Origin of the sequence: Erythrobacter sp. NAP1 (genome assembly GCF_000152865.1) — a bacterium.
In the GTDB taxonomy this organism is placed as follows: Bacteria; Pseudomonadota; Alphaproteobacteria; order Sphingomonadales; family Sphingomonadaceae; genus Erythrobacter.
In genome coordinates this window covers 717405-740775 of sequence record NZ_CH672390.1, presented here as the reverse complement: position 1 = coordinate 740775, position 23371 = coordinate 717405, and the positions used below count along the sequence as shown (strand labels likewise).

27 protein-coding genes are annotated in these 23371 nt (G+C 63.6%); 18 read left to right on the top strand and 9 right to left on the bottom strand.

Annotated elements, in window-relative coordinates; translation table 11 throughout:
• Positions 1-36 precede the first annotated feature (36 nt).
• From NAP1_RS03430 to NAP1_RS03410, 5 genes are all read right to left on the bottom strand, one after another.
• The gene (locus NAP1_RS03430) at positions 37-1188 is read right to left on the bottom strand and encodes an efflux RND transporter periplasmic adaptor subunit (RefSeq protein ID WP_007163837.1); all 1152 of its coding nucleotides are present in this window, start codon (positions 1186-1188) and stop codon (positions 37-39) included.
• Positions 1189-1199: 11 nt separating this feature from the next.
• Positions 1200-2381: a TolC family protein gene (locus tag NAP1_RS03425; protein ID WP_241761170.1), complete on the bottom strand. Its 1182-nt coding sequence runs from the start codon at positions 2379-2381 to the stop codon at positions 1200-1202.
• Positions 2382-2500: 119 nt separating this feature from the next.
• Positions 2501-2914 (bottom strand): hypothetical protein, encoded by a 414-nt coding sequence (locus NAP1_RS03420; RefSeq protein ID WP_156777180.1) that lies wholly within the window; start codon positions 2912-2914, stop codon positions 2501-2503.
• Positions 2915-2916: 2 nt separating this feature from the next.
• Positions 2917-3561 (bottom strand): class I SAM-dependent methyltransferase, encoded by a 645-nt coding sequence (locus tag NAP1_RS03415; protein ID WP_007163834.1) that lies wholly within the window; start codon positions 3559-3561, stop codon positions 2917-2919.
• A gap of 8 nt (positions 3562-3569) precedes the next feature.
• Positions 3570-3932, bottom strand: coding sequence for a DUF3703 domain-containing protein (locus tag NAP1_RS03410; RefSeq protein ID WP_007163833.1), 363 nt, complete (start codon positions 3930-3932; stop codon positions 3570-3572).
• An 82-nt stretch (positions 3933-4014) separates the two neighbouring features.
• Between NAP1_RS03410 and NAP1_RS03405 the strand changes: the two genes are divergently transcribed.
• Complete coding sequence (locus NAP1_RS03405) at positions 4015-4401, top strand: helix-turn-helix domain-containing protein (RefSeq protein ID WP_007163832.1); 387 nt, start codon at positions 4015-4017, stop codon at positions 4399-4401.
• A 47-nt stretch (positions 4402-4448) separates the two neighbouring features.
• Here NAP1_RS03405 and NAP1_RS03400 read toward each other — a convergent pair whose 3' ends face one another.
• Together NAP1_RS03400 and NAP1_RS03395 are read right to left on the bottom strand one after the other, a co-directional pair.
• Complete coding sequence (locus NAP1_RS03400) at positions 4449-4715, bottom strand: AlpA family transcriptional regulator (RefSeq protein ID WP_010412637.1); 267 nt, start codon at positions 4713-4715, stop codon at positions 4449-4451.
• A 1-nt stretch (position 4716) separates the two neighbouring features.
• Positions 4717-5178 carry a hypothetical protein gene (locus tag NAP1_RS03395; RefSeq protein WP_007163830.1) on the bottom strand — a complete coding sequence of 154 codons (462 nt, stop codon included), beginning with the start codon at positions 5176-5178 and terminating at the stop codon, positions 4717-4719.
• A 365-nt stretch (positions 5179-5543) separates the two neighbouring features.
• Between NAP1_RS03395 and NAP1_RS03390 the strand changes: the two genes are divergently transcribed.
• The 6 genes from NAP1_RS03390 to NAP1_RS03365 are packed head-to-tail and all read left to right on the top strand — an operon-like array spanning position 5544 to position 9676.
• Positions 5544-5870, top strand: coding sequence for a hypothetical protein (locus tag NAP1_RS03390; RefSeq protein ID WP_007163829.1), 327 nt, complete (start codon positions 5544-5546; stop codon positions 5868-5870).
• 26 nt (positions 5871-5896) lie between these two features.
• Positions 5897-6184 carry a type IV conjugative transfer system protein TraL gene (gene traL, locus NAP1_RS03385; protein WP_007163828.1) on the top strand — a complete coding sequence of 96 codons (288 nt, stop codon included), beginning with the start codon at positions 5897-5899 and terminating at the stop codon, positions 6182-6184.
• Positions 6185-6196: 12 nt separating this feature from the next.
• Positions 6197-6766, top strand: a complete 570-nt coding sequence (locus tag NAP1_RS03380) for a type IV conjugative transfer system protein TraE (RefSeq protein WP_007163827.1) — start codon at positions 6197-6199, stop codon at positions 6764-6766.
• Positions 6763-7518 carry a type-F conjugative transfer system secretin TraK gene (locus NAP1_RS03375; protein ID WP_007163826.1) on the top strand — a complete coding sequence of 252 codons (756 nt, stop codon included), beginning with the start codon at positions 6763-6765 and terminating at the stop codon, positions 7516-7518. Before NAP1_RS03380 ends, NAP1_RS03375 begins: the two co-directional genes overlap by 4 nt.
• A complete protein-coding gene (locus NAP1_RS03370) occupies positions 7518-8801 on the top strand; it encodes a TraB/VirB10 family protein (RefSeq protein WP_007163825.1) in 1284 nt (427 codons plus the stop codon). The genes NAP1_RS03375 and NAP1_RS03370 overlap by 1 nt, the downstream gene beginning before the upstream one ends.
• Positions 8798-9676, top strand: coding sequence for a DsbC family protein (locus NAP1_RS03365; RefSeq protein WP_007163824.1), 879 nt, complete (start codon positions 8798-8800; stop codon positions 9674-9676). Before NAP1_RS03370 ends, NAP1_RS03365 begins: the two co-directional genes overlap by 4 nt.
• A gap of 158 nt (positions 9677-9834) precedes the next feature.
• On the opposite strand, the gene NAP1_RS16565 is transcribed toward NAP1_RS03365, so the two are convergent.
• Positions 9835-10095, bottom strand: a complete 261-nt coding sequence (locus NAP1_RS16565; protein WP_193353872.1) for a hypothetical protein — start codon at positions 10093-10095, stop codon at positions 9835-9837.
• A 158-nt stretch (positions 10096-10253) separates the two neighbouring features.
• Between NAP1_RS16565 and traC the strand changes: the two genes are divergently transcribed.
• The 11 genes from traC to NAP1_RS03305 are packed head-to-tail and all read left to right on the top strand — an operon-like array spanning position 10254 to position 23143.
• Complete coding sequence (traC, locus tag NAP1_RS03355) at positions 10254-12803, top strand: type IV secretion system protein TraC (protein WP_007163823.1); 2550 nt, start codon at positions 10254-10256, stop codon at positions 12801-12803.
• Positions 12803-13207, top strand: coding sequence for a hypothetical protein (locus NAP1_RS03350; RefSeq protein ID WP_007163822.1), 405 nt, complete (start codon positions 12803-12805; stop codon positions 13205-13207). Before traC ends, NAP1_RS03350 begins: the two co-directional genes overlap by 1 nt.
• The gene (locus NAP1_RS03345) at positions 13200-13580 is read left to right on the top strand and encodes a TrbI F-type domain-containing protein (protein ID WP_007163821.1); all 381 of its coding nucleotides are present in this window, start codon (positions 13200-13202) and stop codon (positions 13578-13580) included. Before NAP1_RS03350 ends, NAP1_RS03345 begins: the two co-directional genes overlap by 8 nt.
• On the top strand, positions 13577-14083 hold the full coding sequence (locus tag NAP1_RS03340) for a S26 family signal peptidase (protein ID WP_007163820.1): 507 nt from the start codon (positions 13577-13579) through the stop codon (positions 14081-14083). The genes NAP1_RS03345 and NAP1_RS03340 overlap by 4 nt, the downstream gene beginning before the upstream one ends.
• The gene (traW, locus tag NAP1_RS03335) at positions 14083-14715 is read left to right on the top strand and encodes a type-F conjugative transfer system protein TraW (protein ID WP_007163819.1); all 633 of its coding nucleotides are present in this window, start codon (positions 14083-14085) and stop codon (positions 14713-14715) included. The genes NAP1_RS03340 and traW overlap by 1 nt, the downstream gene beginning before the upstream one ends.
• Positions 14712-15725 carry a conjugal transfer pilus assembly protein TraU gene (gene traU, locus NAP1_RS03330; RefSeq protein WP_007163818.1) on the top strand — a complete coding sequence of 338 codons (1014 nt, stop codon included), beginning with the start codon at positions 14712-14714 and terminating at the stop codon, positions 15723-15725. Before traW ends, traU begins: the two co-directional genes overlap by 4 nt.
• Entirely contained in the window at positions 15722-16477 is a 756-nt protein-coding gene (gene trbC, locus NAP1_RS03325) for a type-F conjugative transfer system pilin assembly protein TrbC (RefSeq protein WP_007163817.1), read from the top strand. Before traU ends, trbC begins: the two co-directional genes overlap by 4 nt.
• Complete coding sequence (locus tag NAP1_RS03320) at positions 16474-18195, top strand: conjugal transfer protein TraN (protein WP_007163816.1); 1722 nt, start codon at positions 16474-16476, stop codon at positions 18193-18195. The genes trbC and NAP1_RS03320 overlap by 4 nt, the downstream gene beginning before the upstream one ends.
• Entirely contained in the window at positions 18192-19004 is an 813-nt protein-coding gene (locus tag NAP1_RS03315) for a conjugal transfer protein TraF (protein ID WP_007163815.1), read from the top strand. The genes NAP1_RS03320 and NAP1_RS03315 overlap by 4 nt, the downstream gene beginning before the upstream one ends.
• The gene (locus NAP1_RS03310) at positions 18994-20430 is read left to right on the top strand and encodes a conjugal transfer protein TraH (protein ID WP_007163814.1); all 1437 of its coding nucleotides are present in this window, start codon (positions 18994-18996) and stop codon (positions 20428-20430) included. The genes NAP1_RS03315 and NAP1_RS03310 overlap by 11 nt, the downstream gene beginning before the upstream one ends.
• Before the next feature lie 10 nt (positions 20431-20440).
• Positions 20441-23143 (top strand): conjugal transfer protein TraG N-terminal domain-containing protein, encoded by a 2703-nt coding sequence (locus tag NAP1_RS03305; protein ID WP_007163813.1) that lies wholly within the window; start codon positions 20441-20443, stop codon positions 23141-23143.
• A 4-nt stretch (positions 23144-23147) separates the two neighbouring features.
• On the opposite strand, the gene NAP1_RS03300 is transcribed toward NAP1_RS03305, so the two are convergent.
• Positions 23148-23357 carry a hypothetical protein gene (locus tag NAP1_RS03300; protein ID WP_007163812.1) on the bottom strand — a complete coding sequence of 70 codons (210 nt, stop codon included), beginning with the start codon at positions 23355-23357 and terminating at the stop codon, positions 23148-23150.
• Positions 23358-23371: the final 14 nt, after the last annotated feature.

The following is a 23371-nucleotide window of genomic DNA, read 5'->3' as shown; positions in this document are numbered from 1 at the left end:
CTGCTGCGCTCCTCCTCGAAGCCGCTTTCAGACCGATCAATGTCCATGTTCGGCCTCCTCTTTTCCGAGTTCGGCTTTGAGCAGGAAGGCGTTTTCGGTCGCGATCCGCTGGCCATTCTGCAATCCGGACTCGATCACGATGCGCCCTCCCGAGCGCGATCCCGTCACGACAGGCATCGCCCGAAAGCCGGTACGCGTGCGAACGAACACCACTTCACGGCCTTCGACCATCTGAACTGCGGATTCAGGCACCGAGATCAAGGTCGCATCGGTTTCACCTGAGGGCCGGATGCGCGCCTGCAAGAATGCGCCTGGCTGCAATCCGGGGACCGCTCCAGCGAGCGAAATAACTGCGGTTGCGCTGCGGCTTTCCGGATCGAGCGCGGGGGTTATCGAGCGCACACGTCCGCCGATCTCCCGCTCCTCTCCGAATTCCAGCGTTGCCTCGTCGCCGGGCCTAATTCTCGCAGCATCACTGGCGGGCAGAGCAACCTGCACTTGCAAGCCGCTCGCGTTCACGATCTGGAACATCTCTTCACCGGCGGAGACGTAGGAGCCAAGCACGATCGGCGCGCTGGTGATCTGCCCTGAAATCGGACTCGTCACGGCCAGCGAACGTCCATCCCCGCTGACACCAGCAGCGGCGGATGCAGCTTGTGCGCGTGACAGCTCCGATCTTGCCACTTGCAGATTGGCCTGCGCCGCTTCGAGATCCTGCCGGGCCGTCACATTGGCCTCGAACAGCCGCTTTTCGCGGTCGTAGAGCGCAGACAGTTCATTGACCCGCGCACGCGCGGTAGCGACCTGCGCAGCCAGTCCGGCAGCATCAGCGCTCTCGATCCGCGCGATCGCCTCCCCCTGCCTGACATAATCGCCCAGCATCTTGTTCACGCTCCTCACCACACCGGATGCACGCGCATCGATCCGTGCGCTGGCATTCGGCGCCGCGGCGACGGTCGCTGGGAATACAAGCTCCGTTGCTGCGCCGAATTGGACAGCTTCGATTTCTATCGACGAAGCTGCGATCTGCTTCGCGTCGATCAGCAGAACGCCTTCGGGGACTTCGCTCTTTTCACCTTGTTCCGCTTGCTGGTCGGGCCCGTTTGAGTCAGCGGGCCAGAAGACCCAGGCCAAGGCGGCCAGCAAGATCAGGACACCGATTACGGCGATCAAATGGCTACGTTTCATGGAAATGGGCCTCACTGTGTGGTGAGCCAGATGAGCCGCGCCGCGAGCAGGCCGCGGGTCTCTTCTGCCTGAATCAGATTTTCACGAATGGCGTCGCGCGCTTCGGCAGCCGCCAGAACTTCGATCAGCGGAAATCTGCCATTGCGGTAGCCGATTTCGACGAGCCTGAGCGCTTCCTCAGCCTGCGGCAGGGATGCGCTGGAGAGGGTCTCCACACGCGTTTCGGCGGCCAGATAAAGCGTTCGCGTCCGCTCGAACTCCACGCGGTAGTCCGCCTCGGCTATCGCCTCGCTCGCGCTTGCCGCGCGGTATTGCGCCTCGGCGGCTGCGATGTTGCCCTGGTTGCGGTTGCGAAAGGGAAGCGGAATGGAAATCCCGACGATGAACGCTTGATCGTTGCTTTCCTCAAAACGGCGCACACCTGCCGACAGCGTTGGGTCGGGAACGCCAAGCGAGCGCTCACGCGCAATTTCGGCTTCAGCAAAGGTGGTTCGAGCGCCCGCAATGCGCAGTTGCAACGGATCTTCGGAAACCGGCGGCGCAAGGGGCGGCGATAAGTCAGGAAAGACGTTCGATACTGCGGGATTGGGCTGTCCGGATACCCAGAGAGCCGCGAGCGCCTGACGTGCTGCTAAATCGTCTGCTTGTGCAGCCTGCAATTCGGCCTCCGCCTCGGCAAGCGTAGCTTGTGCACGCATAGCTCGAAGAGGCGGCTCCCGCCCGACCTCTACAAGCACGTTGGCGATCCGCGTCAGTTCACGGTTTCGCTCGACGATTTCCCGCGCGAGAACGAGGCGCTGGCCTGCGGCGACGGCCTGCACATAACGCTCGCGCACCCCCAAAGCGAGTTGCGACAAGGCAAATTCGCTCTGCAAGCCGGCGAAATCGGACGATGCGCGTGCGCTCGCGATGCGTGCGCTTCGCTTGCCGCCGAGTTCGAGCGGCTGACCGATCGCTAGGGTATATTCGGTCGATCGCAGCCCGGAGAAAGCGCCGGAGCCCGCGATGTTCTCGGCCTCGAGCGATAGCTCGGGATTGGGTCGGAGGCGTGCTTGGTCGATAGCCGCACGCGCGGCTTCGGCCTCCGCCAGAGGGCCGTAAACCCGTGGATTGCTGGAAGGGTCATCTTCCCCTTCAATGCCGACGCCCGCTCGAGCGAGCGCTTCCTCGAGTGTAACTGTTTCCTGTGCCAATACTGGCGAACCCGTGGACACGGCAATCAAGGCCGCGGCCAGTGCAAAGCACCGCATTATTGTATCTCCTGACTGAAACCAATCGAGCGCGCGCAGGCGCACTCGCACATGATTTGCTGTCAGGCTTTGGGAGGTTGGATCAGAACCGGCGGCGCGCGCGAGGTGAGCATCGAAGTCGCAAGCGGACCCTTCAGGCTATTCGTGCGCGCAAAGGGCGACCCCAGGAACACTCCACTATCGGCGAGGCTGAAGCTGCAATTGTGATGATGCGTTGCCGAATGGTCCTGACCATCGTGGTCCGGCTCGGGATCATTGCTATCGAAGTGGTCCGCCCCATGCGCATAAACGTGATCGGCCGCATGAACGAAGCTTTCGCCTTCTGAAGCATGGGCGTCAGGTAACGATAGAACACTACCGAAAAGAATGGCGATGATCGCAAGGAAGGGCAACACAAAACGCGGCACGTTACTCAACCCTTTAGGAGCCTTGCAAAGCTTGCGCAACCACGGCTGTCTGAGCGCTTGTCTTTTCATGATCACGATCTGGCACCGACGAATTCATACGCACAACCGGCCAGAAACTCGCGGAAGTGGACTTCGCGCAAAACTTTGCGTGCTGGTAACCAAGGGCGGAACTCCTCATACTCGCGCGAGACTCCGAACGGTTTCGTGGCGAATATTCCGATTTCAATCAGCCATCGCGGCCAGCGCTCGGGGTGCTTCAAGCCAAGCAAGGCCATCCGGCCACCCGTCGGGAGAGCAGCTGAGGCGCGCTCGATGATCGCGGCGTAGTCAGGTGGCATTTCCAGTCCAAAGGTGCTGATGACTGCGCTGGTCTCGCTCGGAAAGCGGAAGGCGGCTACGTCTGACTGCACAAATTCGACATTACTTGCTCGCAGGCGCTTCGCTCGTCGACGGGCTTGGTCGAGCATGCCTTGCGAAAGGTCGACCAGCGTCACCTTGCCGCTTGGTCCTACTCTCTCAAGCAGAAACGCGAGGTTTGCGCCGGTGCCAGCACACAGATCGACCACATGGTCGCCGGCGTTGAGTTCAAGCCGGTTAACCAGATCGCGTCGCCAGCGACCAAGACCGGCCCACCGAAACCCCGACACCAATCGGTCATAGATTCCCGCGTTCTTGTCGTAGAGGCGTTCAACCTGTTCGTTGGATAGAATTGCCATGGCGCGAGCTAGCGAGCTTCGCCCGAAGAGATCGTAAGAACCTCTGAGAGGTCGTCCGGGTATGGCATTGGCGCGAACGCGCTCACGTTTGCGCGTCCGGTATTCCCCCTAGGAAGCCGTCCGGTGAGATTGCCAAGGGGAGCGAGCGAAAGACGTATGACCTGCCCCAGAACTTCCCGGCCATCGCGGGTTTCAACCGCATAGCCCAGCATCGTCATATGTGAACGAAGGTGCGGCCCGAAGAAGCCCTGGCCCAGAATATGTTCTCGCTCGAGCGCGGTCCAAGCCAAAGCCCGGTCACCAGACTGCCTGGCGGTACGGAAAACGCGCCGCTCAGCTTCGATAAGTTCAATAATGTCCTTCTTTGCCACAGGATTTCACCGTTCTGCTTGCATCTTCGAATCGTCTTATGCACCTTGTAGTGGCTACAAGGTCAAGCATTGCGAGAAACCCATGAAGATTGGTGCCCTGGCGCGGAAGACCGGCACGACCGCCGAAACCATCCGCTACTACGAACGGACCGGATTGCTGGAGGAACCACCACGCACCGCCGGCAACTACCGGGACTATGGCCCGACCGAATTGGCCAGATTGCGGTTTATCCGCCGCGCACGCGACCTCGGCTTCACCATGGCGGAGGTGCGCCAATTGCTTTCTTTGGCGGATGATCCATCGCAATCGTGCGAAGCCGTGGACTCTATTGCCAGCCTCCACCTGCGCGAGGTGGATCGGAAGCTTGGTGACTTGCGAAAACTGCGAACCGAACTGCGCCATATGGTCGACGACTGCCAGCACGGAGCGGTTGGCGAATGCCGGATAATCGAAGTGCTTTCCGGCTAGCCGGACAGAGGGCGTTTATGGGAGCAGTGACGGGACGCAAGACATGATCATCTCGAAATTCGGGGCGTGTTCTGACATATCTCGTCGGTGCGTTCGACAACAGAACCGATCCAGTCATCGATCTCGGCTTCGACCCAAACCGTGCAACGGGGACCGAGCGAACGCGACTTTGGAAAACGGCCTTCGCGCATCCGCTGATAGATTGCCGTTCGGCGCAGGCCCACGCGCGCCATGACCTCGGGAAGACGAATGAGCCGGTCTGGCGTTGGCTCGACAGGAACGGCTTCCGCGTCCGTTTCGAGACCGGTCGTCATTTCAGAGAGCGAAGCTTTGTTCATCCTGCCGCTCCAGTTGCGCGAGGTGATCCGACAGGAGACCGGCGGTGCGGTGCGCGGTCCCCTTTGCCCAGCGCGGTCTCACATCGAGCAGCCTCTCGCCCAGCGCCTGATCCAAAGCAGACGGCAACTCGCTTATGAAGGTTTCAAGAAATTCCAGCACGCCGCTATTCTGCCAATCCTCGCTACGCTGCGAGTACCCCGCGAGTGCCAGCATCAGGGAGGTGCGCGGCGCGTGTCCGCTCGCGTCAAGGATGGCCAGCGCCTCTGGCAGTGTGGCTGACCTTGTCCCGGCGAGGATGCGTCGGAGCGCATCCTTGTTGATATTCGTCTGTGCGGCAATCGTCCGCCGGGACTTGCCACTTTCGTCCACGGCATGGTCGAGGAAAGCGGCGACTCCTCGCGATAGTTCTCCCCATTTGTCGTTTGTGTTTCGCGCCATTTTTCCTGCTTCCGGTGATCTTTAGCGAATCACCAACAGGCTAGGCGACGCGTCAAACTGTAGGAAAGGAAAAAGAACAAATAAGGAACTCGTAGGAAACTGGCTCATCGTTCACACGATTTGATTCGCGCAGATTCCGGCCCCTCGATCTCAGATTTCGGTGTGGGTGGCGCAATGATCGGTATTCTTGGCCGCAATGTCTGCACCGGTCGCGCAAAACCCGGTCAGATTGCCCAGAATCGACGATTTCTCTTGGTCGGAATACCGCGTGCGGCAGTTTCCGTTTTCCTACACCCTGCCTTCCAACCGAGGAAAGAACATACAGCGAACACATCGCTGGTCCATGTTCGATACGGAGTTCCTCGATGACCAAAGCAATCACTCTTCAGCGCCAATCCACCAAAGGCATTCGTGCCCGCGACTATATTCTTCCGGCCGCCATTGCGCTCGCCTGCGCCAGTGCGGCCTATGCCGGTGCCGACACGACCTTCGATCCCGCGCTGCAGAAGTTTACCGATTTCCTCGAAGGTTCGGGCGGCAAGATCATCACCGTCCTCAGCCTTGCCGGCGGGCTTATCGCGCTCGCCTCGGGCCGCTTCGCCCTCGGGCAGGTCGCGGTCCCGGTCGGTGTCGGTATCGGCGTCGGCACCGGTGTGCCGATTGTCACCTCGGTCGTGACCGCGACCATCTGATCGCGGTCTAACGACGGGAGGGCGGCATGGCCGACAGATACCTCGTTCCACGGCGGCTCGACGATCCGGAGCTCATCGGTTTCTGGACCATCGACGAGTTTGCGGGACTGCTCGTCCCGTTCGCCTGGGGCATCCTTGCGCAGCACATCATCACCGGCACCGGCCTATCGGTCATGACCTGGTTCGCCCTTCGAAAGGCGAAGGCATCAGGCGCAGGGTCGAAACTGGTCCATGCTGCCTACTGGTATCTGCCGGGGAGCTTCCTCGGGCTGAAAGCCACGCCGCCCTCCCACTGCCGCCTGCTCGCAGGCTGAGGGAGGACCCAAGTGAAACACGAATTCGCGTACGAGGAAGCCCAGCGTCATCTCAAGCAGCGCAATCGCTTCGCCGCGCTGGCAGCCGTGCTGGGCCTCACAAGCGTGCTGGCGGTCGGCGCGGCGGCGACGCGCGAGGAAAGTGTAATCCTGGTCCCGGTTACGCCTGAGCGGATAACGCTCACGAGCAGCGCAACCGATGCGCACTACCTTGAGCTTGTCACCCGCGACACCGCGCTCATGCTGCTCAATCGCGCACCCGAGAGCCTCGACTACTGGATGGAACAGGTCCTGAAGGTGGCAGATCCAACAGCGCACGGAAGCCTCAAGGCCGAGCTCGTCAAGATCGTCGACGAGCAGCGCGGTTCGGACATCAGCCAGGCCTTCGTCATCTCGCGGATGGAGGTCGATCCGCAGGCGCTCACCGCTGTCGTCACCGGCACGCTCAAGACCTTTGTTGGAGCGCAGGTGATCGCCAGCCAGCAGCGCAGCTTCGCCTTCAGCTGGAACCGCCGCGGCCTCAGCCTCGGCCTCACCGGCTTCCGCCAGCTCCCAACCGAAACCGAGGAGGAGAACCCATGACACTCCTATCCCGCCCCTTCCCCGCCGCGCTGACCAGCGTTGCGCTGGCAATCGCCACGGCCGCCTACGCTTCACCGGCACATGCCGACCAGTTCGTCGAGGCCGCTGATGGCGCCGCGATCGATTGCGTGCTCGCGCGCGGCGCGCTGACCCGTATCGCCCTCATCAAGGATGGTTTCGCCAATGTCTCGAAGATGGCGAGCGGCTATCCCTACAACGATTTCGAGGTGACCCACGAACCGGTGCGCGGCGACATCTATGTCTCGGTGCCGCTGCAATACGCGAGCGCCAGAGTCAGCTTCTTCGCGACCAGCAGCGCGGGCTATGTCTATAAGTTCGCCTGCCGCGTCGATGGCGAGGAAGCGAGCCAGCTCTTCGTCACCAATCCCGCGCTCGCCAAATCCCAGGCGAGCGAATGGGAAGGCTATGCAGCGACGCGCGACGAAGCCGCGATCCGCCTGATCGAGGCGATGGCGAGCGACGGTGTTCTGCCGGGCTTCCGGGCGCGCGCCGAACTCTCGCGACCACGCCGCACCGACAGCCTCGAAGTGCAGCAGGTCGCCGAATATGAAGGTGCCGAGCTGATCGGTCAGGCCTTCACCCTGCGCAATCTCGGTCCGATGCCCGTCGACCTTGCCGGTGAACGCGAGGCGCCCGCCGGGGCGCTGGCCTTTGCCTATGGCCGCGACAGTCTCCAGCCCGGCGCGAGCACGCAGGCCTTCCTCGTCTTTGCGAAGGGAGGGCTCGAATAATGGCCGATACCGACAGACACGATACGCCCGCCGCAGCGCCCAAGGACGAGACGCGCGGCGAAGCCCGGCGCAATCTCAACCGCACGGTCGCGCAGCGCCAGAAGCTGCTGCTCGCCGGCATCGGCGGGGTGGCACTCATCTCCGGTTCGATGTTCATCTTCGGCGGCGAGGATGAAGCCGGCGCCGGCGGCGCGGGCGCGACCACGATCGAGACCGGCGCGCTGGTCAATCGCAATCTCTCGCAGCGCGAATTCGTCGCCACTTACGGCAACCGTCTTGATGCGCAGGGCCGCGCGATCAAGGACCTGCAGGAAAGCCAGCTTCCCAAGGCCTCGATCGAGCAGGAGCTCGAGACATTGCGCGGCGAAAACGCGGGGATGATCAGCGACGGTCAGGCGGCGATCGATGCGATCTCGGCCGAGAACGCCGCCTTGCGCTCGGAACTCGAGACGGTGCGCGCCAATCCCCCAGTTACGCCGGTTCCCTCAGCCGATCCGCGGGCTCCGGGCTTCCCTCCCGGAGCGCTCGAGCCACCCAGCGAACCCAAGGCAAGCCTGCTGAGTTTCTCATCCGACAAGCCGGGCGCCGCCAAGACCAAGGCAATCGAAAGCGCGCCGACGCTGCTGCTCGAGGCAAGCCGCGATTACCTGCCGCCCAACAGCTATGCACCTGCCACCGTGATCGTCGGGGTCGACGCCTCGACGGGCGTTACCAGCCAGAGCGATCCGCTGCCCGTGGTGCTGCGTATCACCGGTCCGGCGCGCTCGGTGCTGCAGGGCAACAAGCTTCTCACCACCGATCTCACCGGCTGCCTCGTCAACGGCGCGGCGCGCGGCGATCTCTCGGCCGAGAAGGTTTACGTCAAGCTTGTGCGCATGACCTGTGCGCAACCGGGCGGACGCTTTGCGGTGAGCGAGGTCAAGGGGTTCATCGCCTTTGCCGGCAAGTCGGGCGTTCGCGGCAATGTCGTCAGCCGCGAAGGCAGCCTCGTCAGCCAGGCGCTGCTCGCCGGGATCGTCGGCGGGTTCGGACGCGGCTTCTCGGCCAATGCCAACGGCATCTTTGCGCAGCCTGTCGGCAGCGACGGCAGGCGCGACGCGCTCTCGCCGACCGACATTCTCGCAGGCGGCCTCGGCCAGGGCGCGGGCGAAGCCGCCGACACGGTCAGCAAATACCTCATCGAACGCGCAGAACAGTACCAACCCGTCGTCGAGATGCCGACCGGCATCGCAGTCGAGATCGTCTTTCTCGACGGCGTCCATGTCAGGAGCACACCCCAATGAACTACTCGAACCAGCGGCCCGGCCTCAAGGCGCGCGCCGCGCACATATCGCTCGCCGCCGCCAGCGCAGCAGCCCTCCTTACAAGCGGTGTCGCGGTAGTGACCGCCATGCCGGCGCAGGCCGCGATCACGCAGAATGTGGTTGAAGCGCTCAAGCTTCGTCTGCCCAAGACACCGATCGACGCGCTCGATTGCAAGACATTCGCGCCGTGGTGCGAGGTCGTCTCGGGAGAGACGCTGTTCTACATCGACGAAGCGGCACGCTACCTCTTCGTCGGGCGGCTCTACGACATGGAGGAGCGGCGCGACGTAACCGCCGCGCGCCTGCTTGAACTCAATCCCGACCTGCTCGCCGCCGGCGCAGCCCGCGCTGCCGGCGAGGACACTGCCGGTCGGCACGACGTTGCAGAACCCCGCGACAGGCGGGCCGCGACGCATGTCGATCTCAAAGTCTTGCCCGCAGTAGGCGCGATCCTGTGGGGCAATCCCAAGGGGCCGAAGCTGGTAGTCTTCTCGGATTTCCAGTGCGGCTACTGCAAGCGGCTCACCGGCGAACTCGAGAAGGCAGGCGTCCTTGTCGAGGAGCGGCCGATCTCGATCTTCGGCGCATCGAGCCGCCGCATGTCCGAGGCGGTGCTGTGCGCCGCCGATCCGGTCGGGGCGCTCCATGCCGCCTACACCGGCAAGCACCTCGAACCGCGCGCTGCCTGCAAGAAAGCAGCTGCGCTCGATGCCAACGAAGCCTTTGCACAGGCCAACGGCTTTGCCGGAACCCCGGTGATCGTCAGAGCGCGCGACGGTGCGGTGCTGCACGGCTACCGCGATGCAAAGACACTGCGCGCATTTGCCAATGCCAAGACCGGATCGAAGCAATGAGCGGCCGTGTGACCCGTGTCGGAGCGACGGCAACCCTCTCCTTGATGATCGCCGGCTGCGCTACACTTGGCGGCAACGTCAAGGGCGACTTTTCCTGCCGCGCGCCGGAGGGAAGCTGCGCGCCAACCTCGATGATCGACGATGCCGCCACCCGCGCTTCACAGGCAGAACGGTCCGGTCATGCCTCTGCGCGAGCGCACGGGGCCGGTGATCGCGAATTGCGGATCGTCGTTGCGGGCTACCGCGACGAGGCGGGCCGCATCCACGAGGCCCGGGTCGTTCATGTCGTGCTGCCCGATCGCGCTGCCGAGCGCTGGCGCGCGCCGCGTTCGACCGGCGACGTTCTGCGCGCACTGGCGCGCCCGGCTGAAGCGGAAGGCCCGCCGCCCGCCGCCGCAGAAGCACGTCCATTCCAGCATTCCAATCCCTCCCCCCAGCAGCCTCCCGATGTCCTGGTCATCCCCGCACAGGATCTGACGGAGCTGCCCGGTGCCAAAGCGCCGGACCCCGGGGCACCTGGTCGTTCCCCCTCCCCCGGCCAGGTGCCCCACCCTGTTCTGCCCGAAGGAGAGCCCAAGTGAACCTCTCGCTATCCTCTGCGCGCGACGCGCTCCTCGCTGGCCTGTTCGGCGATGCGAAGAAAGCCGACCATGCGCAGCCGCGTTTCGCGCTCGACATGCTGTCGGACTGGCTTCCGTACCGCATCTATGACGAGGGCCCGGGGCTCTACCGCAACGCGCACTCGAAGGGCTTCATTCTCGAAGTCACCCCGCTCATCGGCGCCGATGAGCGCACCGGTGAAATCCTCGGGCAGTTCTTCTCCGAGAGCCTGCCGCAAGGCGCCTGTTTGCAGGTGCTGAACTTCGCGTCTCCGCGCATCGGCGCCATCGTCGGCCCCTGGTTCGCGCCGCGCTACGAGCAGGGCGGGATCTACGAAGCGATCGCGAAGGCCCGCACCAACCGGCTCTACGATCTCGTCTGGAAGTCGGGCTCGGCACACGCGCCGTTTCATGCGCGCCATGTGCGTCTCGTGCTGTCGCTGGGCGTTCCGGTGCCCGGAAACGTGACCGATGCAGAACTCACCGAATGCCGCGACGGGATGGCGGGGATGCTGAACTCGCTCGGCCTTGCATCGAACAGGCTCGAGCCCGCAGGCCTGCTCGCACTGGTCGACGAACTCACCTCGCCGACGACAGCGCGCGAACCCGATCTCACCCACTGGAACCGCGAGGACACGCTCGACGCGCAGGCCATCCGCCGCGATATCGAACTCGAGGTCGAGGACGACCGGCTTATCTTGCGCACCGAGCGCTTCCGCGAGACCGGGCGCTCGCGAGATGGCGTGCCTCAGGTAGGTGAATGCTATCCCGACCGCTTCGATGTGCGCCATTACGGCGTGCGCTCTACCCCTGAGCGCTGGGCACCGTGGGAATGCGCGCGGCTCATCGGCGACATGTTTACTGACAAGCTGCGCTTTCCCTGTCCCGCCGCGACAATGCTGTGCCTGCACTATCCCGACCAGGAGGCCGCCTCGGCGCGCGCCGGCTACAAGTTCATGCGCACCACCAGCCTTTCGGAAACGAAGAGCGCGCGCTTCCTCCCTAGGCTTGGCGAGCAATCGGCCGAATGGAAGCACGTCCAGGCCGAGCTCCAGGCGGGCAAAAAGCTGGTGAAGCTCTTTTACGGCCTCACCACTATCTCGCCGCTGGGGGAAGGCGATGCGCATGAGCGCACGGTCAAGGCGATCTACAAGGCCGCCGGCTGGGACCTTGCCGACGAGCGGTTCCTCCAGCTGCAAGGCCTGGTCGCGGCATTCCCGTTGAGCCTCGCCGATGGTCTGGTCCACGACCTTGCGCGGCTCAAACGCTTCCGGACCATGCTCTCGACCACCGCGGCCAATATCGCCCCCCTGCAGGGCGAGTATCTCGGCGGGACGATCCCGCACCTGCTGCTCCTCGGACGGCGCGGCCAGCCCTTCTTCTGGTCGCCCTTCGAGAACGCGGCGGGCAACCACAACATCGCGATCTGCGGAAAGTCGGGCTCGGGCAAGTCGGTGCTGCTGCAGGAGCTGTGCGCCGCGCTGCGCGGCGCGGGCGCCAAGGTCGTGGTGATCGACGACGGACGCAGTTTTGAGCATTCGGTCAAGTTACAGGGCGGCCGCTTCGTCGAGTTCACGCTCGCCTCGGGATTCTCACTCAACCCCTTCTCGATGGTCGACGATGCCCGCGCGCATGAAGACGAGGATTACCGGCTCGACTGCTTCGCCATGATCAAGGCCATCGTTGGCCAGATGGCGCGGCCAAGCGCCGCGCCTTCGGACACCGAGCGCGGGCTGATCGACCGCGCGGTGACGCAGGTGTGGGAAGCGCTCGGCAGCGGCGGGGCGATCGACGACGTCGCGCATGCGCTCCATCAGAGCGAGAACGAGGCGGGCAAGGATCTCGCCACAGCGATCGCGCCCTTCTGCCGCGGTGGCAGCTATGCCGGGTTCTTCTCGGGGAAAGCGAGTTTCGCGCTCGAAGACGATTTCACCGTCTTCGAGATGAGCGACCTCGCGTCCCGCGAGGAGCTTCGAAGCGTTGTCCTCTCGGCAATCATGTTCATGACCGGTCAGGCGATGACGCGCTCGTCGCGCTCGACCAAGAAGCTGCTGCTGATCGACGAGGCCTGGGCGATGCTCAAGGGCGGTTCGATGGGCGAGTTCGTCGAGACCTATGCCCGCACCGCGCGCAAATATGGCGGCGCGCTTGCGACCGCGACCCAGTCCTTGAACGACTACTACAAGTCCGATGGTGCGCGCGCCGCGCTCGAAAACAGCGACTGGATGCTGGTGCTCCAACAGAAGCCCGAGACCATCGCCGATTTCCGCAAGGAGGCCCGGCTCGACATGGACGACCGGACCGAGACGCTGATCCGCAGCCTCAAGCGCTCGGGCACCGAGTACAGCGAGATCTACCTCAAAGGTCCCGAGATGGAAGCCGTTGGACGCCTGGTGCTCGACACACTCTCGGCAACCATCTTCTCCTCCGATCCCGACACCTATGCCGCGATCCACCGCCATGTCGAAAACGGCATGCCGCTGGAGCGCGCAGTCGCGCTGGTCGCAGGCGTAGAAGGAGGCATGTGATGGTGCTCGAGACCACCACGCTCGTAAATCGCGTGCCGCTTCCGTCAGTCAGACAAGCCCGCGACAAGCACCGTGTGATCGACTGGCTGGCGCTGTTCCAGGGCACCTGCCTGGTGCTGATCGAAACGGCAAGCTTCGCGGCGAGCACGCTGCTGCTGGTCCTCGGCCTGCCGCTGTTCGTGTTCCTGGCTGTAGCAGGCTGGGATCTCACGGCGCTGTTCGCGCAGCTCGGCAATCTTGCCGACCATTACCGCACCGCTGAACCGGTCGCGCGCCGCTTCTTTGCGCAGGACCTCCAGATCGCATTCCTCATCGCAGCTGGCGGCCTCACCCTGCTGCGGCTGCCGGCTTTCCTGCGCCGCCTCGATCGCCGCCTCGCCGAAGGATCTCCCCGCCATGGATAGACTGCACCTCCCGCTTAGCCAGCTGGGCCCGAAACTCCTCGCCGTAGCGGTGCTCGTTGCCGCGCTCCTGTGGGGTGCGTGGATCACGCAGCAGGTCACCAGCTCCCCGGAGCAGCGGATCGTCACGGTCCGGCTCGCCGAGACCATCGGGACATTCGTCGAGGAAGCCGCGCGCGCCGATGCCGATCCGGCGGTCGTCCAAGCGGCTAGCCTTGCCTACCTCAAGGCCGCCGAAAGCGCCGTTGCCGACATGGGCCATGACGGCCGCGTGGTGCTGGTTGCCGAGGCCGTGCTCGCGGGCGCTGCCGAAGACGCAACCTCCGAACTCGAGCAGCGCATCGCGGACAAGCTCGCAGGGGAGATCCAGCCATGAGCCTGCCCCGCTCGATCCGCCGTTCGCTGCTGCTCTCGGGGCTGGTCCTGCTGCCGCTCGCCTGGGCGCCGCTCGATGCCTTCAGCAAGGACCACGCTTTCCTCATCAATGCGAGCCCGAGCCTGCCAAACTGGGCGTTCTGGCTCGACAAGCGCGCGCCGATCGAACGCGGCAGCCTGATCTTCTTTGAGCCGCCGCAAAGCGAACTCGTCGAAAGGCATTTCGGAAAGGAACCGCAGATGTTTGGCAAGCACGTGCTTGGCATGCCGGGCGATGTCGTGCGCCACGAGGGCGATGCGGTCTTCATCGACGGAAAGCAGGTCGCGAGCCTGCTCGAGGTCACCCGCCTTGGCGTGCCGCTCACGCGCGGTCCCGAAGGCGCAATACCGGAAGGTTGCTACTACACCGGAACCGACCATCCACGCGGGCTAGACAGCCGCTACGGGGAAATCGGCTTCGTCTGCCGCGGGCAGATCCTCGGCAGCGGGAGGGCAATCCTGTGATGCGCTCTTTCCTTCCGATTGGCGCGCTTCTCCTCGCCATGCTCCCTGCCAGCCTGCAGGCACGAGACTACGGCCAGCGCGGCGCGGTCTTCCCTGTGATCGAGCGCGACCTGCTCGAACAGATTCATACGCGCCTCGCGCAGATGGAAAAGTCGGGCGAGACCGCGCGGCTCAACGAGGAACTCAAGCGTCGCACGATCGCACGCGTCAACCGGCCCGATCCGGTTGCCGGCCTCATTCGCGCAAGCGCAAGCCGCAGCTGGGCGTTCGATCCGACAATCGCGCTTGCTGCCGATATCCGGGGCGCAAAAGGCGCGCTGATCCATGCCGCCGGAACCCGGGTCAATCCGCTCGACAGCGTCAAGCTGCGCTCCGACCTCCTGTTTCTCGACGGCGACGACCCTGCGCAGATCGCCTGGGCGCTGAGGCAGGACGCCAATGCCAAGCTGATCCTCGTGAAAGGCGCACCGCTCGAGCTGATGAAGGCCCGTCAACGCCGCTTCTATTTCGACCAGGGCGGCAAGCTGACGCAAAAATTCGGTATCAAGGCTGTTCCCGCGCGGGTGCGCCAGAACGGGCGCTTCCTCGAAGTCAGCGAGATTGCGCTGCCGCGCCGGAAGGCACAGCCATGACCGGAATCCGCGCCTTCCTCGTGCTTTTCACGGCGATGCTGTCGCTGGTCTTCGCATCACCCGCTTCGGCCGATGCCGGTCCGGGCAAGTGCACCGGGCAATTCGTCAATCCGATCACCGACATCTGCTGGTCGTGCCTGTTCCCGATCTCGATCGGCGGGCTCGAAATCTGGCCGAGCAATCGTCCCGATCCGGACAACCCCGATTTCCCGCTGTGCCTGTGCGGTCTTCGGCCCGGCATCGCGATGGGGTTCTGGGAGCCGGTCCGGCTCGCCGATGTCAGCATGAAGCCTTGGTGCTTCGTGAACCTCGGCGGCATGAAGCTCGATCCCGGCTTTGATATCGGCTTCCGCTCGATCTCGGGTCCTTCGGCCGTGGGCGGCGCCAGCCAGTATTATTCGAGCTGGCACGTCCACTGGTATGCCTATCCGCTGATCTACTGGATGGAGATCGTCGCCGATTTTCTGTGCCTCGAGCCGGGTTCGATCGACATCCTCTACATCTCCGAGATCGATCCGCTGTGGCAGGACAGCGAGCTCACCGCGATCATCAATCCCGAGGCCGTGCTGTTTGCCAACCCGCTGGCGCTTGCCGCGTGCGCGGCGGATTGTGCTGCAGCGACCGCGAACCTGCCGCTCGACGAGATGTTCTGGTGCGCGGGCTGCCAAGGGTCGATGTACCCGATGAACGGCAACGTCTCGGCCTCGATCGGACACGTCCAGGCCTCGCGGCTCGTGCTCTCGCGCTTCGCCTACAAGCTCCACCGCGAGCTCGTCTCATGGGGGACGATGGGGTCGAAGGGCCTGTGCGGCAAGTACCTGATGCCGGTGATGAGGAAGCAGCAATACCGCTTCCAGGCCACCAGCCCCAACCCGGCGACCAAGGGCCGCTACGCCTGCCCGCCCATCGGTGCATCCACCACCTTCCAGTCCCCCGGACAGGTCATCCCCGCGATCGGCGAAGACATGGGATACCTCGTCTGGCGCAAGAGGAATTGCTGCGCGCTATGAGAAACGCTTTCCCCATACTCGTTGGCCTGAGCCTCGTGATCGCTGCCGGATTTGCCGCCGCTTCTGCGCAGGATGCCGGACCCGACCTTGACCTCGCTGAGATCCGCGCGCGAGCGGCCGAACATGCCGTCGACGCCGAGGCGCTCGCCACGTCGGTCAGGACAAAAGCGGATACCCTCGCAGAAGACACGCGCGCCGCGCAGCAGACGGCTTTCGACAATCGCGCAGGCTATGCCGAGACTGCGCAGGCGACCGCGAATGCCGGGCCGCTCGATCTCGATGGCATGATCCGCGCCCAGGCCGACGCGGAAGTGGCAGCGATGGGCGACACGCCCCGGTTCATCGCTTTTGCCTCATTGGCAATGCCCGAGCCCTCATTGAAGGCGCTGGTTCGCGATGTCTCGAGGGCCGGCGGCGTCACCGTGCTGCGCGGTTTCCCGCAAGGCGACAGCGCGCGCTTCAAGAAGCGCATCGCCGCAATCTGGAGCGATGGCGATGAGGCCGGCGCGCTCGGGATCGACCCGCGCCTGTTCCGCGCCTTCGATATCAAGGTTACCCCGAGCTTCGTGATGATCGCGAGCGATTTCAGCCCCTGCGACGGGTTCGACTGCAAAGACGTCTTGCCGCCGCACGACCGCATTGCCGGCAATATCAGCGTGGCCGAAGTGCTCGACACCTTCGCTTCGGGAGGCGGTCCGGGAGCGCAGCTCGCGCGCCTCCATTCCCGCAGGCTCGAAGGAGAACGGCCATGAGGCTCATACAATCGCTTCGCATAGGACTGCTCGGTCTTCTCGCCGTCGCCGCGCCCCTTTCCGCGCAGCAGCAGGACGCGCGGGCCGATGGCAAGGCCTTTGGCGAAAGCCTGCGCGGCGAAGCGCAAGAAGCTGCCAGATCGCAGCCCAATGCAGCAAACCTGCCCAACTACGACCGCAACGCCGTGCGAAACCTGGAAACGCTCGCCGACGCTCCCGAGCGGATCGAGAGCAATGCGGCCGCCGCTGCTACCGGACACCAGGGCTATCGGGCTATGCGCGACAGCGTGGCCAATCGCGCGCGCTTCGATCCAAGTGAGATCGAGGACGTCATTGCGCGCAGCCTCGCCATCAACGAGACCCCGCTCGACTACACCAGCGGCATGGCAATCTCGGGTGGCCAGGGTAATTGCGTGCCGCTGCCGACCGGGTCCGGATCGGCAGGGACCTACACCGCTACCTGCAACACTGGCACGCGGATCGACCAGTCGGTGGGTCAGTGCGCGGTGCCGCTCGTTGCCAGCGTGACCCGGCGCCAGCAATGGCACTATCTCTGCAATGAGACGAGCACAGTCTATGGATATCCCTGGTGCTCGGCATTCGATGGGGGGTCGTGCCGGATCACCGGGTATCAGCCCGGACCCTGCCTCCAGTGGCGGGAGGACCAGTTCTATAGATACTGCACCGAACCTGGCGATCCCATCGCTGAAATCACATGCGACAATCCAGATGCGCGCTACACGCCCTATGCGGTGACCACGGACAGCACGATCGATACCTTTTCCGACGAGAGCCAGTGCATCGGATTTGCCGATAATGGCGATTGCACACTCGACAATGAGATCTGCACCGATGCCGATCCGCAGACCCGCGTGATCGACGGCGTCTCGGTGACACGGCCGTGCTGGGAATGGCAGCGCAGCTACACCTGCACTTCGCGCGAAGCGGCGACCGACTGTTCCGACATCGAAAGCCAGGGCACCTGCCGGTTCATCGGCGAGGAATGCCTCACCGACGAGATGCCCTGCGAGACCTGGGAGCGCATCTACGAATGTCCCCTGCCCGGTACGGACATCTCCACCCAGTATGTCTGCGACGGCGATGTCTATTGCATTGATGGCAGCTGCGAGACGATCGAGCGCACCGCCAATGACGAGTTCAAGGATGCGGCGGTCGCATTGCACGCCATGGACGAGGCGCGCGGCCAGTTCGATCCGAACACGCTGACGCTGTTCCGCGGCACGCGCAACACCTGCTCGTCCAAGGTCTTCGGCGTCCTCAACTGCTGCAAGGGCAAGGGCTTCCCGCTCATCCCCGGAATCAGCCTGCTGGTCGCGCTCGGCTGCAACCGCGAGGAAGTGCTGCTCCACGAACGCGACGCGCAGGGGCTGTGCGCTTATGTCGGAACTTATTGTTCGGACAAGTTCCTTGGCGTCTGCCTGACGAAGAAGAAGGTCTATTGCTGTTTCGAGAGCAAGCTCTCGCGGATCCTGCAGGAACAGGGCCGCAAGCAACTCCCCAAGCCATGGGACAAGCCCAAAGAAGAACAATGTGAGGGGTTCACTCTCGACGAGTTTGCCCGGCTCGACCTCAGCCGGATGGATTTCAGCGAAGTCTATGCCGAGTTCACCGACGCGGCCCGACTTCCCGACGAACTCGAGACCAGCATCCTCATCCAGCAGAGGATCGAAGATTATTACGCAAGGGGCGGCCAATGACCCATCTGCATCACCTCACGGCGCTCGCGCTCGGCATAGCTGCCCTGCCCGCCACTCTGGCCCAGGCGCAGGAGCGGCGGGACACAAGATCGACCACCTCGGCAGACGCGCTCTACTGCGAAGAGCGCAGGCTCGGCTACTGGTTCTACTGCGTGAAGCCCGCTCCCATTGAAGAGCCACAACAGCCTGAAGCCGAGCAGGTCGCGGCCAGCCAAGAACTCGACGCGATCACCTCCGAGCTTCGCGAACTCAAGGCGCGCGCGATCCTCTATCCGACCGAGGCCAATGTAGCGGCCTATATCCGCTTCCAGCGCGCGCAGCTCGACCGCGCCTCGCTGTTCTCCGATGTCTGGCAGCGGGCGATCTGGCAGGACCCGGACCTCGACTACACGCTTGAACGCCCCGTCGGAGCGGTCGCCAAGAAGCAGTGGCAGGATGCCCGCAGCGCGGAGCGCGATTACGTCATGGCAACGCTCTCCCAGCGCTACGGCCTTTTCTATTTCTTCAGTTCGACCTGCGGCCCGTGCGAAGTGATGGGCCCGATCGTCAAAGGCGTCGCCGACCGCTGGCGGATCACCGTGCGCGCGATCTCCACCGATGGCGGTTCATCCCGGCATTTTCCCGACTATCGGGTCGAGACGAACCAGCGCGGCAAGCTTGGTCTCGAAGGCAAAGCCACCCCCGCTCTGGTGCTGTGGGACAGCGTGACCAAACGCCCGATTCCGATCGGCTACGGCGTGCTCTCGGCCGACGAGCTGCAGGACCGCATCTACCTTCTCACCTCCAAGGAAGCCGGACATGATTACTAGCATCCGCAATGCGGCATTGACCCTCGCCGCCGCCAGCATGGTTGCCTCACCGGTCGCCGCGAATGTTGGCGACAGCATGGACCGCTTCATGGATGACATGGGCGCGGCGGCGAATGTCACCGGCCCGACCGCCTTCGAAGGCCAGTCGGCAGGCTATTACAGCCTCGGCAATGTCTGGACGCGCTTCCCTCAGAAGACGACCAACATCGCCAATCTCCAGCTGCCGCGCGCAAGGGCGGGCTGCGGGGGCATCGATATCTTTGCCGGGTCTTTTTCCTTCATCAATGCGAGCGAGATGGTCGCGCTCCTGAAAGCCGTCGCCAACAACGCGGTCGGCTTTGCTTTCAGCCTCGCGATCGACACCGTCTGTCCCGAGTGCAACAAGATCATGCAGGAATTTAGCCAGAAGGCTCAGCTCATGAACAATCTCTCGATCAACTCCTGCGAAATGGCGCAGGGGCTGGTCGGCGGCCTGTGGCCCAAGGGCGATCTCGCCGACAAGGCGATCTGCGAAGCCATCGGGAATTCCGAAGGTATCTTCACCGACTATGCGGCCGCCAAGCACGGCTGCGGCACGCGCGGCCAGCGCGCGTCAACCAACGAAGGCGGCGGCACCGACTACGCCGACGTCAATCCCGGCGTGCCGCGCAACTACACCTGGCACGTCCTCAAGAAGAGCGCCTTCTTCAACCCCGGCGGTACTTTCGACCGCGAACTCGCCGAATACGCGATGACGCTGATTGGCACGGTCATCTACGTGCCGCCCAAGGATGATGAACCCGGCAAGTTCGTGCCCTTCGCGGGCGACGCGTCCTCGACGCTCGTAAGCGCGCTCCTAGACGGGACGCAGGGCCAGACCGTGCGCGTGTTTCGCTGCGACGAGACCGATCTTTGCCTCAATCCCACCTTCGAGCAGATGAGCCTTTCGAATGCGAAGGCCATCCGCCCGCGCGTCGCGCTCCTCATCGGCAATATGGTCGATGCGATCCGCGCCGATACCGCAATCGGCAATGCCGAGAAGGAACTGCTGCAGGTCGCCTCTGTCCCCTTATACAAGATCCTTACCGTCCAGGCCGCCTATGGACGCGGCATGCCGACCGACGATCGCGAAACGCTCGCCGAGATCGCCAGCATCGACCTGCTCTATGCCATCCTCGACCGGATCGTGTCCGAAGCCGGGCGTTCGATGGCAAGCTTCATCGCCGCCGATGAAGCCAAGCTTGCGATCTGGCGCGGCCAGGTCGCCGAAGTTCGCTCGGGCATTGTGCAGCGGCAAGCAACGGGTCAGGCCAAGGTCTCGGCGTTAATGCAGATCATCGAGAAAACGGCGATGATCGAAAACGCTCTCGCCGCTTCGATGTCGCCCTCGATGTCCGCAGCGCTCGACTGGTCACGCGGCCTCCAGTCGCGCTCGATCATCCCCTGAGGCGAATACCATGGTCGAGATCTTCACTACCGGCGGCGGCGAGTACATCGTCAATGTCTTGAACGCCGTCGCCGCGTGGACCGGGGCCGGTGGCTACAAGAGCCTGATCCAGGTGGCGCTGGTCATGGGCATGGCGCTTGCGGTCATTGTCGTCGCGTTCAATCAGGACTGGCGCGCCTGGCTCAACTGGTTCCTTGGCGCGACGCTCATCTACATGTGCCTGATGGTGCCGCGCATGGATGTGCAGGTCACCGACCGCGTCAATCCGAGCCTTGCACCGGCAGCAGTGGCCAATGTCCCGCTGGGCCTAGCGCTCATGGCAAGCTTTACCAGCCAGGCGGGCGACTACCTTACCCGTTCCGCAGAGCTCGTCTTTGGCCTTCCCGACGATCTCAACTATTCGAAGAACGGCATGATTTACGGCGCGCGCCTGCTCGAAGCGACACGCTCGCTGCGCATTGCCGATCCCGAGTTTGCCGCCAATTTCGATGAGCATATCCGCCAATGCGTTTTCTACGACCTGCTCCTCGGCCGCTATTCGATGAAGGAATTGTCGGAGAGCAACGATATCTGGGCGACCATTGCGCCCGGCAGTGCCGCGCGTGCGCAGCGCTTCCTCACCCGGCAGGCGGACGATAGCGTCACGGCCACGATCATCACCTGCCGCGAAGCATACACTGCGCTCTCCAACCAGTGGGCCGGGCTTATCGATGAGATGACACAGGTCGCCGGGCGCCAGCTCTACCCCCGGCAGACCGAAGCGCTCGCGAAGGCCAAGCTCATCGCCGACCTGCCGATTGCCTATCAATACCTCACCGGCGTCTCGAAGGATGCAAGCAGCATCTTCCGCCAGGTTCTGACCATCAACGCCATGAACCAGGCGATGCATGGATTTGCCGGAGCTAGCGGTGCATCGAGCGTCGATGTGTTCGCGCAGACCCGCGCCGACATCCAAACCGAACGGACCTATTCCTCGATCGCGCACAACGCGATGAAGTGGGTCCCGATCCTCAATGTCGTCCTGACGGTCGTATTCTACGCGCTCTTTCCGGTGCTCTTTCCGCTGTTCCTGATGCCCAAGACCGGACCGATCGCGCTCAGAGGATACGTCACGGGCTTCTTCTATCTGGCAGCCTGGGGGCCGCTGTTCGTCATCCTGCACATGATCCTGATGCTCAAGGGCGCGAGCGATGTGGCGGCCGCGGGCGGCGCAAGTGGTCTCAGCCTCGCAACCTTCTCCGGCATGACCGACGTCAACAACGACATCGGGATACTGGCCGGCTACCTCGTCGCATCGATTCCGTTCCTTGCCGGCGGCGTCGCCAGAGGCGCGCTCGCAATATCGGGCCAGGCCACGAGCTACCTCAATCCGAGCCAGAACGCGGCAGAAGAGGCGGCGCGCGAAGCGAGCACCGGCAATGTTTCGCTCGGCAATACCAGCCTTGAGAACTCGAACGTGTTTTCGCGCCAGTTTGCGCAAGCCAGTCTTGCTCCCAACATTAGCTACGGCGCCGCGCAGACGCGAGCCACGGGCGAAAACGGCACCCAGACCACCCGTTTCCCACAGGCCGAGTTCGCGACTGTGCCAACCTCGAGCTATCCGTTCACCCCGACACTCGGGCAGGACTTCTCGAGCCGGCTTGCGACCATGGCGAGCCAGAGCCGCGGCCAGAGCGAGACATTCTCGAACCTTGCCCAGCAATCGACGAGCTCGGCGGTCACCCGGTTCAGCGAGCTACGCGATGCCTACACCCGCTCGCGCTCGAACGAGAGCGTCAGTGGCACGTCAACGAGCGACAGCATCGGCAGCGCCTTCAGCGAGGTCGACAACGCCTCGAAGACACTCCAGCAGCAATTCGGGCTGTCGCGCCGTGCCGCCGACGACATTACTGTGTCCTGGTTCTTGAACGGGGATGGCGCGCTAGGACTCAAGGGGGAAAAGGGCGCTGGATCGGCGAGCATCGGCGTAAAGGGCGGACGCAATCAGAGCTGGACCGATAGCGATATCGGGATCGCCTCCGAGGACCGCTCGCGCATCATGGGCGCGCTGCGCCAGATCTCGGATAGTCGCAGTTGGTCGAGCACCCGTGAGGGTTTCCTGCGCGAGACAAGCTCAAGTTCTGAAGCGCTGGTGTCAAGCAGCTCGGCCGGCATCACCACGTCGATCACCGAAGCGCAGAGCTATACCCGTGAAGCACGCCGCGCCGAAGAGATCGCCAGCCGGCTCGAGAACCAGGCAAGCTGGTACGAAAGCGCCAATGCCGCAGGCACTCTCAACCTCAGCCAGGTCTATCGCGAATGGGGCATGGCGGAGATCGATGCCAATCGGGACTATTATGGGCCGGTGCGCTTCGACGATATCGACTTCCAGATGAGTGCGAGGGGCCAGCAACTCCAGACGCGGTTCGTCGAAAGCTATGCGGACCGGCTAAATGCCGAGATCGCGGACGACCTCGTTCTGCCGCCCTTTGCGCCTGTTGCTCGACCTCCCGTGAGCAACGCAGATGGCGTGCGTGGATCGGTACGGCTCGGCGGGGTACCAGGGAGTCTCGGTGCCGCCTCAAGCGAGCGCGAGGACATCGCCCGCGATGTCGATCGAGTCCAGCAGCAAGGCGAACGGCGGGTCGGGACCGTAAAAGGATACCTCGACGGCAAGACCCGCGATGCCAAGGGAGCCTCGGCCGAAGCGGCCGACGACGTGAAGGAATGGTAGGACCTCAGAGAATGACGTCGTACACAATCACAAACACGACAAAAGCCGCCAATGCAGCAGAAATCGCAATCAACTTTAGCCGTCCCCACGGGTCTGCCCAAGTCTTCTTCCAAGTGTAGGCAGTAAGTCGGTTCTCAGCGATGGCCCGGTCGACTTCACGAAAGCCTTCCCAGTCCTGCTTGCCGCCGGTGGGAGTGTTGTCTGGATCGCTCATCGCTCATTCTCCTT

Bases quoted from the DNA above. Each gene is read 5' to 3' on its own strand.
- trbC (WP_007163817.1), top strand. From the start codon at position 15,722: ATGAGAAACGCTTTCCCCATACTCGTTGGCCTGAGCCTCGTGATCGCT.
- NAP1_RS03400 (WP_010412637.1), bottom strand. From the start codon at position 4,715: ATGACGACCGGTCTCGAAACGGACGCGGAAGCCGTTCCTGTCGAGCCA.
- NAP1_RS03395 (WP_007163830.1), bottom strand. From the start codon at position 5,178: ATGGCGCGAAACACAAACGACAAATGGGGAGAACTATCGCGAGGAGTC.
- NAP1_RS03405 (WP_007163832.1), top strand. From the start codon at position 4,015: ATGAAGATTGGTGCCCTGGCGCGGAAGACCGGCACGACCGCCGAAACC.
- traU (WP_007163818.1), top strand. From the start codon at position 14,712: ATGACCGGAATCCGCGCCTTCCTCGTGCTTTTCACGGCGATGCTGTCG.
- NAP1_RS03370 (WP_007163825.1), top strand. From the start codon at position 7,518: ATGGCCGATACCGACAGACACGATACGCCCGCCGCAGCGCCCAAGGAC.
- NAP1_RS03350 (WP_007163822.1), top strand. From the start codon at position 12,803: ATGGTGCTCGAGACCACCACGCTCGTAAATCGCGTGCCGCTTCCGTCA.
- NAP1_RS03300 (WP_007163812.1), bottom strand. From the start codon at position 23,357: ATGAGCGATCCAGACAACACTCCCACCGGCGGCAAGCAGGACTGGGAA.
- NAP1_RS03320 (WP_007163816.1), top strand. From the start codon at position 16,474: ATGAGGCTCATACAATCGCTTCGCATAGGACTGCTCGGTCTTCTCGCC.
- NAP1_RS03315 (WP_007163815.1), top strand. From the start codon at position 18,192: ATGACCCATCTGCATCACCTCACGGCGCTCGCGCTCGGCATAGCTGCC.
- NAP1_RS03365 (WP_007163824.1), top strand. From the start codon at position 8,798: ATGAACTACTCGAACCAGCGGCCCGGCCTCAAGGCGCGCGCCGCGCAC.
- NAP1_RS03345 (WP_007163821.1), top strand. From the start codon at position 13,200: ATGGATAGACTGCACCTCCCGCTTAGCCAGCTGGGCCCGAAACTCCTC.
- NAP1_RS03310 (WP_007163814.1), top strand. From the start codon at position 18,994: ATGATTACTAGCATCCGCAATGCGGCATTGACCCTCGCCGCCGCCAGC.
- traW (WP_007163819.1), top strand. From the start codon at position 14,083: ATGCGCTCTTTCCTTCCGATTGGCGCGCTTCTCCTCGCCATGCTCCCT.
- NAP1_RS03420 (WP_156777180.1), bottom strand. From the start codon at position 2,914: ATGAAAAGACAAGCGCTCAGACAGCCGTGGTTGCGCAAGCTTTGCAAG.
- NAP1_RS03340 (WP_007163820.1), top strand. From the start codon at position 13,577: ATGAGCCTGCCCCGCTCGATCCGCCGTTCGCTGCTGCTCTCGGGGCTG.
- traL (WP_007163828.1), top strand. From the start codon at position 5,897: ATGGCCGACAGATACCTCGTTCCACGGCGGCTCGACGATCCGGAGCTC.
- NAP1_RS03430 (WP_007163837.1), bottom strand. From the start codon at position 1,188: ATGAAACGTAGCCATTTGATCGCCGTAATCGGTGTCCTGATCTTGCTG.
- NAP1_RS03375 (WP_007163826.1), top strand. From the start codon at position 6,763: ATGACACTCCTATCCCGCCCCTTCCCCGCCGCGCTGACCAGCGTTGCG.
- NAP1_RS03415 (WP_007163834.1), bottom strand. From the start codon at position 3,561: ATGGCAATTCTATCCAACGAACAGGTTGAACGCCTCTACGACAAGAAC.
- NAP1_RS16565 (WP_193353872.1), bottom strand. From the start codon at position 10,095: ATGCTGGAATGGACGTGCTTCTGCGGCGGCGGGCGGCGGGCCTTCCGC.
- NAP1_RS03390 (WP_007163829.1), top strand. From the start codon at position 5,544: ATGACCAAAGCAATCACTCTTCAGCGCCAATCCACCAAAGGCATTCGT.
- NAP1_RS03305 (WP_007163813.1), top strand. From the start codon at position 20,441: ATGGTCGAGATCTTCACTACCGGCGGCGGCGAGTACATCGTCAATGTC.